Origin of the sequence: uncultured Paracoccus sp., from assembly GCF_947487305.1 — a bacterium.
GTDB lineage: Bacteria > Pseudomonadota > Alphaproteobacteria > Rhodobacterales > Rhodobacteraceae > Paracoccus.
In genome coordinates this window covers 1-9,459 of record NZ_CANKWH010000043.1, presented here as the reverse complement: position 1 = coordinate 9,459, position 9,459 = coordinate 1, and the positions used below count along the sequence as shown (strand labels likewise).

The window sequence follows — 9,459 nt, the reverse complement described above, 5'->3', positions numbered from 1 at the left end:
CCCGCGAACGCCGCGCCCTCAACGCCCTCGATGAAATCAGGGGCAACAGGTAAGAGGCGTCAGACTCAGAACACTAGGTTGAAATCACCTGAGAGGCGGAGGGGGCTCACTTCGGTGCAGAAAGGCCGCCGCGGCAACAGCAAGGAGCCGCCTATCGGCGCTGCGGCATCGCGGTAGGGCCGATATTGGCATAAAATTGCAGTATTTGCGCTGCGAGTGGACCGTTCAACCAAGGTGGCGAAACCTGTGATAAGCTTCTTCAGTATGCTTTGGGGATGAGGATGGTCTGTAAAATTGAAAGGGCTGAAACATCCTTGAAAACAACGCGCCACATCTCTAGAGTGCGTTAATTTTTCCTATTTTAGATTGGGAGTGACTTTGACGGAAGAGCCAAAGCCGACCTATGAAGAGTACTGCAAGCTGCTCCTTGAGGGCTGCAAGGAAAAGCTCTTTCTATCTGAAAGCTACTATGAAACCTATATGAATGGTTTAACCAGCGAAATCAAAGCAAATATATTCAATGACATATTGCGCTCGCTATCCGCACTTCAGGATGTATACGTACAGCCAGATATGCTTTTCCTAACAGATCCGTCTTCGGCAACATTGAATCACAAGCCTCTAAAAAGTATTCTAAATAAGATATACAGGCTGAACTGCATACGCCCAAGGAGAAAAGGTGATGTGCTGCCTACGCTAGAAAACTTCCATTCTGTCCTAGATGATGTATTTCGCACGCGATTTATTTGCAAGTACATGGATGGGCCAGAGTTTATCTGCGAAAGGCTAAAAAAAACCTGTGAATCCTTAGGAGTCGAGTGTAATTATCGCGATATCACCACAGGCTTAGGATATCACGCTTGGCATTTTTACTACAAGCAACCAATCGACGATTTTGCTGGGGCTGGCCCGGCACAAGTATTCGTTGAGCTTCAGTTCACAACGCAATTGGCTGAAGTAATCGGATCCCTTACACATATTCAGTATGAGGCTGTTCGTCTTGGTGACAAGCCATCGCCCGGGTGGCGGTGGAAAGTAGATTCCAATGAGTTTCGCCCCTATTACATAAGTCATGGCCTGCACTTACTTGAGGGGGTGATTTTGGAATTTCGCAACTCCGTCTTGCCGCTCAAGAAGGCAGCGCTTCAAGAAGACAAGCAACCCGGCGAGGAAAATTAGAATCAGATGTCAAATCGTATCAGCGCACCCCAGCCTTCTGTTATTCATTTGGTCACTATATTTCGCCAGATTGCCAGTGGTGAAATAAAAATACCAGCCTTCCAGAGGGATTACGTTTGGACGGAGAAGCAGATTTTAAGCTTACTAGATAGTGTTTATGAGAGCTATCCCATTGGCAGTCTTCTTCTTTGGCGCGTAGATAAGAAGGTCCTTGATGTGGCGCCTAGAGAGCTGACATCATTTCCTGATGTTCAGGATAGCTTCCCTCTGAATTATGTTCTGGACGGAATGCAGCGGCTGACGACTCTATTTGGAGTATTCAATTACTCGCAAGGTAACTCTATTGAAAAGCTTAATGTGGGATACGACCTTCGACAGTTCAGGTTCCATCACTTGGATGCCGCGCCCCAGCGAGGGCAGTTCTCCGTTCCGCTTGCGAGTTTGTTCGTTCCAAAGAAGTTACTCGAACTGCAATCCCGTCTAGCCTCAGAGCCAGATGGCGATGCACTGCTCGAGACTGTGCTCAAGCTTCAAGCCGCTTTCCAAGAGTACATGATTCCTACTGTCACCATACAGAGCGCTGAAGTTGACAGAGTTGTCGGTATCTTTGAACGTGTTAATTCCACAGGAACGAGGCTAAACTCGGTCGACTTCATGCGAGCTATTACCTGGTCTAGCACCTTCGACTTGTCGCAGAGATTGAGTGATGTAACCGCAGAACTGAATGAGTTCAACTGGTCACTAGATAGCGACACAATTGTTAAGTGCATCGCGATCATGATGGGGGTAAGCATTTCTTCCGAGTCATTGGTGGAGCTTCGGAATCAAGACGAGAACGATCTCCACGCTGCATTCGATGCCTTGCCTAACGTTTTGAGGGCGACAGCTGATTACTTGTATCATAATTTTCGCATAAGCTCTCCTGACGTAGTATCCTATCAGGGGCAAATTCTGTTGGCATTCATGTTGACTAATCGGGGAACGATCGAGGGGCTTAGCGAGAATTTTAAGAAATGGTTCTGGGCCTGCGGCCTTAACGAACAACTTCAGGGCAAGCCGGACACCTACGTATCGAGGCTACTTTCAGACTGGGCAGAACCACGTCGCGAAGCGACGTTTGCTGCACAAGTGCAAGCATCTTTTAGCGCTAGAGATTTTCTTATGAGGCCGCTACGAGGTGGCGCCGCACTCACCAACTCATTCCGAATGGTGCTTGCACGAACTAGGGCAAAAGATCTAATAACAGGTGTAGAAATCCCTAGTACCGAATATCTTTCGAGCAGCTCGACCTCACAGTTCGCGAGCATTCTAAGTAAGGATGAGGCAGCTGCTGCGCTTAATGCTTCAATTTTCTCATCCAAGCTATTTAGCAATTCTATTTTGCTGAGTCTTAGTCACGATACCTCTTCTTTGAATATACAGAAGATCATAGTTGACGCTCTCGAGGCTGGTCGCCTCGAGGATTTGGAGAGCCAACTTATCTCAAGCGAGGCAGCGGTGGCGCTCGCACAGGGCGATCACACATCGTTTCTGTCTAAGAGGGCAGCATACATATTTGAGTATTGCTTGTCAGTTACTAGTTGACCAACGATGTGCTGTGAAATTCGTCGCAAGCTTAGGCCGCTTTCTAGCTCTGCCAATTGCATGCTTCGGGTCGTCGGTGAGAATTGACGCAAGGATAGTTGATGGCCGCTTCGAAGTGACCGTGCCGAGGCCTGCGGGCAGTTTAAGAGCAGCAGGTTTGGGTCAACCTCATCGGCTCGCGCGGCGTACCGCGAGAGACCGGCGAGCCTGTGAATCTGCGTAGCCGCCCGATAGAGACCGCAGGTTACTTCTGAAGCATCGGGGCGACCAAGATGATCGCCATGCCGGTCAGACAAAGGACTGCGCCGATGATATCCCATCGGGTCGGGATTTGCCCCTCTACGGCCCAGAGCCAGGCGATAGATGCTGCGATGTATATGCCGCCGTAGGCTGCATATGCGCGACCGGCAAACTCGACCTCAACCCGCGTCAGCAAGTATGCGAACAGGGCGAGGGAGATGGCGCCCGGGATAAGCCAGAGGGCAGAGCGGTCAAGCCGCAGCCAGGCCCAGAACGCGAAGCATCCCGCGATCTCGGCGAGAGCAGCCAGCGCATACATGCCGATAGAGACGAAGACGCTCATCATGGGCGAGCTGTGCTCCACTGCCACGGCAGCAGTTCGTCGAGCCGGTTGATCTTGTGATCATGGATGCGGTCGAGGATGTCGGCGAGCCAGGCCTGCGGATCGAGCCCGTTCATCTTGGCGGTTTCGATGAGCGTCATGGCCCGGGCCAGCGTTTCGCCACCGCTATCGGAGCCCGCGAAGAGCCAGTTCTTCCGCCCGATGCCGATCGGGCTCATGGCGCGCTCGGCCGGGTTGTTGTCGATGCCGACACGGCCGTCTTCGAGGAAGAGCTCGAAGGATGGCCAGCGGCTGAGGCCGTAGCGGATGGCCTTGGCGAGATCGCTCTTACCCGGAATGCGCAGCAGCTGGGCCTCGGCCCAGGTCTTGAAGGCAACCACCATGGGGCGCGAGTGAGCCAGGCGCGCGGCCCGTCGCAGTTCGGCGGACTGACCGGCGATCTCGCGCTCGACATCGTAGATCTTGCCGATCCGGTCGAGGGCCTCCCGCGCTATTTCGGACTTCGTGCCCTCCCAGACATCGTGGAAGTCGCGACGCAAGTGCGCCCAGCATGCTGCTTCTCGGAACTGGCTGCTGCCATCCGGACGCGCTGCGTAGAGCGGGTTGAAGCCGGCATAGGCATCCGCCTGGAGGATGCCGCCGCTGCCGTGCAGGTGGCGCTGAGGATGCTCCCCCTTCCGATCCGGGGAGAAGCGGTAGACGACGCCGGGTGGCGCCGTGCCGGCCCAAGGTCGCTGGTCAGAGACATAGGCCCAGACCCGGCCTTGTTTGACACCCTTGCCGAGACCGCGGTCCCGACGTGACCGGTCCAGCACGCGGATCGGGGTGTCATCTGCATGTAGCACCGGCGCGGCCATCACCTCGGCCTCGATCCGCTCGATGACGGGGGCGAGCACCTTCATGGCGCGCCCGCACCAATCCAGAAGCGTGCTGTCAGGGATGTCGGCGCCCATGCGGGCGTAGATCTCGTGCTGACGATACAATGGAAGATGGTCATCGAACTTCGAGACGAGGATTTGGGCCAGCAGCCCCGGCCCGGCCATGCTGCCGGGGATCGGACGGCTCGGGGCCGCAGGCTGCACCATCTTCTCACACCGGCGGCAGGACTTCTTCACCCGCGCAATCTGAATGACCCTCATCTGCGCCGCGACCAGGTCGAGGAGCTCGCTGACGTCCTCGCCCACCACTCGCAGGTCTCCCCCACAATCGGGGCAACAGGAGCCAGGGTCGAGCTCCCGGCGTTCGCGAGGTGTTGCGTCCGAGACGCGCGGACGTCGGCGGGGCTTCGCCCCGGCAGCAGGAGCATCGACCGCGGCTGGCTCATCATCTTCGACCGGCCCGTCGCGCTGTTCGGCGGCTGCGACCAGCAGATCCTCCAGCGCCAGCTCCAGCTGGGCGATCTCGCGCTCAATCTTTTCCGAGGACTTGCCGAAGGCCTGCTTCTGCAACTTGGCGATCCGCAGGCGAAGGGCCTGAACCAGTTGCTCGTGGGCCTGGAGCGTGGCCGACATGCGCGCATTCTCTGCCTGAAGCGCAGCGATCATCGCCTTCAGGACCGCGGGGTCGTCAGAGAGAATGTCGGCATCATCGGACATGGTGACTGATACCATGCGCAGGCATGTGAGGCCAATAAAACAAGAAGATTCAAACGGATAATCTACCCGACCCGGGCGGGCGGTGCGCCCCAGTCCGGTCGCCGCCAGTCTATCCCCTCCCACAGCATCGCCAGCTGGGCGGAGGTCAGCCGCGCTACCCCGGCCTCGGTGTTCGGCCAGGGAAAGCGCCCGCGCTCGAGAACCTTGTAGTAGAGGCAGAAGCCTTGGCCATCCCAGTAGAGCAGCTTCAGACGATCCCCCTTGCGCCCCCGGAAGGCAAAAACCGCACCGCTGGTTGGCTTCTGGCGCAACACGTCCTGAGCCAGGGCCGAAAGGCCGGCAATTCCCTTCCGCATGTCCGTTGCGCCGCATGCCAAGTAGACGCGAACGCCGGTGCCCGGACCGATCATGCCGCTTCCACCGCACGGATCAGCCGGGTCAGCGCCTCGCCATCCATGCTGCTGTCGAAACGAAGGCAACGACCATTGGAAAGCCGCAGTTCCACAAGAACAGGCCGAGAGGGTGCAGGGGATTGTGCGGGTTCGGAATGCGGTCCGAAATCGACCGGCAGAAAAACCGCGCCCAGATCCGGCGACCAAAGCCCCTTCTTCTTCAGGTCACGACGCCAGCCATAGATCTGCGACCGCGTGAGCTCGTGCCGTTGGGCAACCTGCGTGACCGAGGCCCCGCCAACACCCACCTCGAGCACGATCTCGAGCTTCTCGTCATCACTCCACCGCCGGCGCCGCTCAACGCCCAGAACCTCGCCCAGCATGGCCTCTCCCACTAAGACACGTGCATAACTACGTCTTTATGCACGTGTCTTAGCTCACCCTGCCTTCGTCAGGCAGGCGGCCTCAATCGGGCGGTTACGAATCTGCTGCATCTTAGCATGTTGCCCGGAGCGCGCAGCTGCAAACCGTTTGCTGCGGTGACAGTTGAACATCCGCTTCCGGGAATGCTGCAAAGCAGCATTGCTCAGGTCGACCGTCTGCAATGGTGAGGGTTTTCCGATGCGGGTCGCGTTGGAACGCTGCTCATTGGCGCGACCACGACCCGCGTTGGGAAACCTCCCAAGGTGGAAGCCGCGGGGGTCTTGGATCAGGCTATGGAGAAAATGCGCGAACGGTCGCGGCGGCGGCTGCATCCGGGGCGCGGCTGATGGCGAGACTGGTGCCGGATACGGTCTCAAATCCGGCTGATGCTCCCAACAAGGCGGTGCGCTCTGGACATACTGCCGCCTTGTGCCGGGTTGGAAGTAGACGAGCACGCGCTGTTCGGACCGGGTCTGCGGAGTGTAGCCGGTGCTGTTTCGTGACGGATGACGGGCGATATGTCATGCTGCCTGCTCCCTGGGTGGTGCACGCGATATCGGTTTCTGTCCCCGCCTGAAGATCTCGATGATCCGCATGGGACCGCCGCAACAGGGGCATGGTGCGCGCAGGGTGTGCGGGGTGATCTCAAGCTCTGGCTCCGGAACGGCGACCTGTTCAGACTGCTGGACGCAGAGCAAGGCGCGGATTTTGGTGATGTTGGCCTTGCGGGCCGAGCTGGCCGGCAGGCCGTAATGCCTGATGCGGTGGAAGCCATCGGGCAGGACGTGGATCAGGAACCTGCGAATGAACTCCGGCGTGGCCAGCCGCATGACCTTTTGCCGATCGCCGCGCTTGATCCTGTAATCCTTCCAGCGGAACGCCACGGTATCGGCATCCGCGCTGACCAGGCGGGTGTTGGAGATCGCGACCCTGTGCGTGTATCGGCTCAGATAGGCCAGCACGGCCTCGGGTCCGCCGAAGGGCGGTTTGGCATAGACCACCCATTCGGATTTGCGGAACGGGGCGAGCCAAGCGGTGAAGGTGTCCGCGCTGGCCAGTTCGGCGAGATCGCCGAAGAACGCCAATTGACCGGCCCGGTGCAGATGCATCAGCCCATCTAGAAACAGGCGTCGGAACAGCCGCGACAGAACCCGCACATGCAGGAAGAAACCGGGACGGCAGGCGACCCACCTGGCGCCGTCGGGCGACAGTCCGCCGCCCGGGACGATCATGTGGATGTGGGGATGATGCGTCAGCGCCGAGCCCCAGCTGTGCAGCACGCTGGTCATGCCAACCCGTGCGCCCATGCGCTTGGGGTCGGCCGCGATGTTCATGACCGTTTCGGCCGAAGCACGGAACAGCAGGTCATACACCGCCTTCTTGTTCCAGAACGCGACCTGCGCGATCTCGGCCGGAAGGGTGAAGACGACGTGGAAATACTCGACCGGGAGCAGGTCCTCGGCACGGGCCGCCATCCAGTCCCGCGCCGCCGGCCCCTGGCACTTGGGGCAATGCCGGTTCTTGCAGGAATTGTAGGCGATGTGCTGGTGGCCGCATTTGGCACATCCCGCCACATGCCCGCCGAGCGCCTCGGTCCGGCAGGCTTCGATGGCCGACATCACCTTCAGCTGGATCAAGCTGACATGCCCCGCATTGACCTGCCGCCACGCAGGGCCATGGGCACGAAAGATGTCAGCCAGTTCCAGCAATGGCCGGGACACCCCGGCGCCCGATCACTCCAGGCTTCGCTTCACTGTCTGATCCTGCAACTTGGCCAGCATCTCGTAGGGACTGACGGTGTCACGGATCGTCTTGGTGGCCACGTGGGTATATCGGGCGGTGGTCGTCAGCTTGGCATGCCCGAGCAGCACCTGGATCACGCGCACATCGGTGTTGGCTTCGAGCAGATGCGTCGCGAAGCTGTGGCGCAACGTGTGCAAGGTGGCGGGCTTCTTGACCCCGGCCATATGCTTGGCCGAGGTGAAGGCGCGGTTCAGTTGGCGCGGCGAGATCGGGTTGATCTTGGGCTTGCCGGGAAACAGCCAACCCTCCGGCCGGGCCTCGCGCCACCAGTCGCGCAGAAGGTTCAGCAGGCCTGGCGACAGCATCACCTTGCGGTCCTTCTGGCCCTTGCCCTGCTCGACATGGATCAGCATTCGATCACTGTCGATGTCGCCGATCTTGAGGTTGCAGACCTCGGCGGCCCGGAGCCCTGCGCCATAGGAAATGCTGAGCGCGGCGCGATACTTCAGGCCCGGCCCCGGCGCCGCCATCAGGATGTCGGACACTTCTTCGACGCTGAACACCACGGGCAACTTCCGCGGTTCGGTGCGGAATTGCATGTAGCGCTTCATCTCCTCCCGCCCGCAGGTCATGCCGAAAAAGAACCGAAGCGCCACGATCCGCACGTTGAACGTCGATGGCGTGACCCCGGTGTCGGTCATGTGGAGCTGATAGGCGCGCAGATCCTCCGGCGTCGCCGTATCGGGTGATCGCCCGAGAAAACACGCGAAATCCCTGATGGCCCGGATGTGCGACTTCTGTGCCTTGTCGCCCATCCCGCGGATGCGCATGTCTTCGATCATCCGCTGACGAAGCGGGCTTACTCTCTCCTCTGTCATGGAAGCCTCCTGTCTGATGATTGAGAAGGCCCCAATCGTCAGGCAGGATCGTCCATTCCCAAATGCACAACGGTCAGATGAGCGCGCAACCTCCACCACACGCGCCATTGCCGCGGGAGCGGCTTCGTCCATGGGCCGATCGCGTAGGTCAATCTTTCAGCTGATGGCTAAGTCACTCGCCGTTTTCCCAGCAGCCAACGCCTCCACGAACCACTGCGGTTTACGTCCCCGACCCGACCAGGTGAGTGCTGGGTTTTCAGGGTGCCGGTAATTCGCCGCTGCCGGTGCACGGGAAGATTTCGTCTCGGTACCGACAAGTTCGGTCAGAGAATAGCCGAGGTCCCGGGCGAGAGCTTCCACCTTGGCGCGGGCTTCCGCCTTCTGTCGATCCTCATAGGTGGAAATCGCCTTGGCGACGTCCTTCTGCATTTTCTTCAGCTCGCCGAGCGACAGTGCCTCGAGATCGTAATCAGCCATTGATGCGGTCCGTGTCCTGAATGTCCCGATATCGATAGCCCGTCGCGACAGGGGGCCGCAACTCCCGCAAGGCAAGGGCAGGGGTGGCAAAGGCTGTTGGCGCCCGTCTGTGACTCGGCCATCGGGGCGGAGACCAGCGGCCATTCGGTCAGCACGGCGCGCAAAGCTGGGGGTGTTCTGCCCGAGAGCGGGGCCATCTCGGTTTCGGCCCGCGCTGACCAAGCCTCGATGTCGTCGAGGTGCCGCATCGCGGTCCGGCTTGCCGTCTCCATCCCGTCGAGCCATCGCACCAGTCGGTCAGCGGCTGTGCCACCGGCGCGCTGCCCACCTGCCCCGCCCATGGCGAGAGGGGCAAATATCGCTCCCCTGCCCTCGCTGGCCGCAATCCGCGCTGCCGTGACAGCCGCTTCCATCCGGTCTCCTTGCTGCCCGAGACCGGCCAAGCTCCAAATGTGAAAGCCCATGCAGGCACGGCTGATCGGGTGCAGATCGGCAGCCTGCGCCATCAGATCCAGCCAACCGCCCGCGTGTTGATTTCCACCCAGAACTGACCCGGGTTTTCCATCGAGAATTGACCCACCTTGAGATTATGTTTGTCGGGTCAT

At 59.2% G+C, this 9,459-nt stretch carries 9 protein-coding genes and 1 pseudogene; 2 read left to right on the top strand and 8 right to left on the bottom strand.

Annotated features, from left to right (window positions below; genetic code table 11):
• Positions 1-372 precede the first annotated feature (372 nt).
• Positions 373-1,179 carry a hypothetical protein gene (locus Q1A36_RS20780; protein ID WP_299847974.1) on the top strand — a complete coding sequence of 269 codons (807 nt, stop codon included), beginning with the start codon at positions 373-375 and terminating at the stop codon, positions 1,177-1,179.
• Positions 1,180-1,185: 6 nt separating this feature from the next.
• A complete protein-coding gene (locus Q1A36_RS20775) occupies positions 1,186-2,763 on the top strand; it encodes a DUF262 domain-containing protein (protein ID WP_299847973.1) in 1,578 nt (525 codons plus the stop codon).
• A gap of 244 nt (positions 2,764-3,007) precedes the next feature.
• Here the strand turns inward: Q1A36_RS20775 and Q1A36_RS20770 are convergent, their stop codons facing one another.
• The 8 genes and pseudogenes from Q1A36_RS20770 to Q1A36_RS20735 form a co-directional block, all read right to left on the bottom strand.
• Positions 3,008-3,346 carry a YnfA family protein gene (locus Q1A36_RS20770; protein ID WP_255329119.1) on the bottom strand — a complete coding sequence of 113 codons (339 nt, stop codon included), beginning with the start codon at positions 3,344-3,346 and terminating at the stop codon, positions 3,008-3,010.
• Positions 3,346-4,941 carry an IS66 family transposase gene (locus tag Q1A36_RS20765; protein WP_299847968.1) on the bottom strand — a complete coding sequence of 532 codons (1,596 nt, stop codon included), beginning with the start codon at positions 4,939-4,941 and terminating at the stop codon, positions 3,346-3,348. The genes Q1A36_RS20770 and Q1A36_RS20765 overlap by 1 nt, the downstream gene beginning before the upstream one ends.
• Positions 4,942-5,003: 62 nt before the next feature.
• Positions 5,004-5,351, bottom strand: a complete 348-nt coding sequence (gene tnpB / locus Q1A36_RS20760; RefSeq protein WP_075777488.1) for an IS66 family insertion sequence element accessory protein TnpB — start codon at positions 5,349-5,351, stop codon at positions 5,004-5,006.
• The gene (locus tag Q1A36_RS20755; protein ID WP_299847961.1) at positions 5,348-5,716 is read right to left on the bottom strand and encodes a transposase; all 369 of its coding nucleotides are present in this window, start codon (positions 5,714-5,716) and stop codon (positions 5,348-5,350) included. The genes tnpB and Q1A36_RS20755 overlap by 4 nt, the downstream gene beginning before the upstream one ends.
• 561 nt (positions 5,717-6,277) lie before the next feature.
• Positions 6,278-7,477, bottom strand: coding sequence for an IS91 family transposase (locus Q1A36_RS20750; RefSeq protein ID WP_299847959.1), 1,200 nt, complete (start codon positions 7,475-7,477; stop codon positions 6,278-6,280).
• Positions 7,478-7,489: 12 nt separating this feature from the next.
• Positions 7,490-8,377, bottom strand: coding sequence for a site-specific integrase (locus tag Q1A36_RS20745; RefSeq protein ID WP_299847957.1), 888 nt, complete (start codon positions 8,375-8,377; stop codon positions 7,490-7,492).
• Between the two features lie 156 nt (positions 8,378-8,533).
• Complete coding sequence (locus Q1A36_RS20740; protein ID WP_299847955.1) at positions 8,534-8,854, bottom strand: H-NS histone family protein; 321 nt, start codon at positions 8,852-8,854, stop codon at positions 8,534-8,536.
• Positions 8,855-8,949: 95 nt separating this feature from the next.
• Positions 8,950-9,381, bottom strand: a pseudogene (locus tag Q1A36_RS20735) (hypothetical protein); the annotation flags it as partial.
• Between the last annotated feature and the right edge of the window lie 78 nt (positions 9,382-9,459).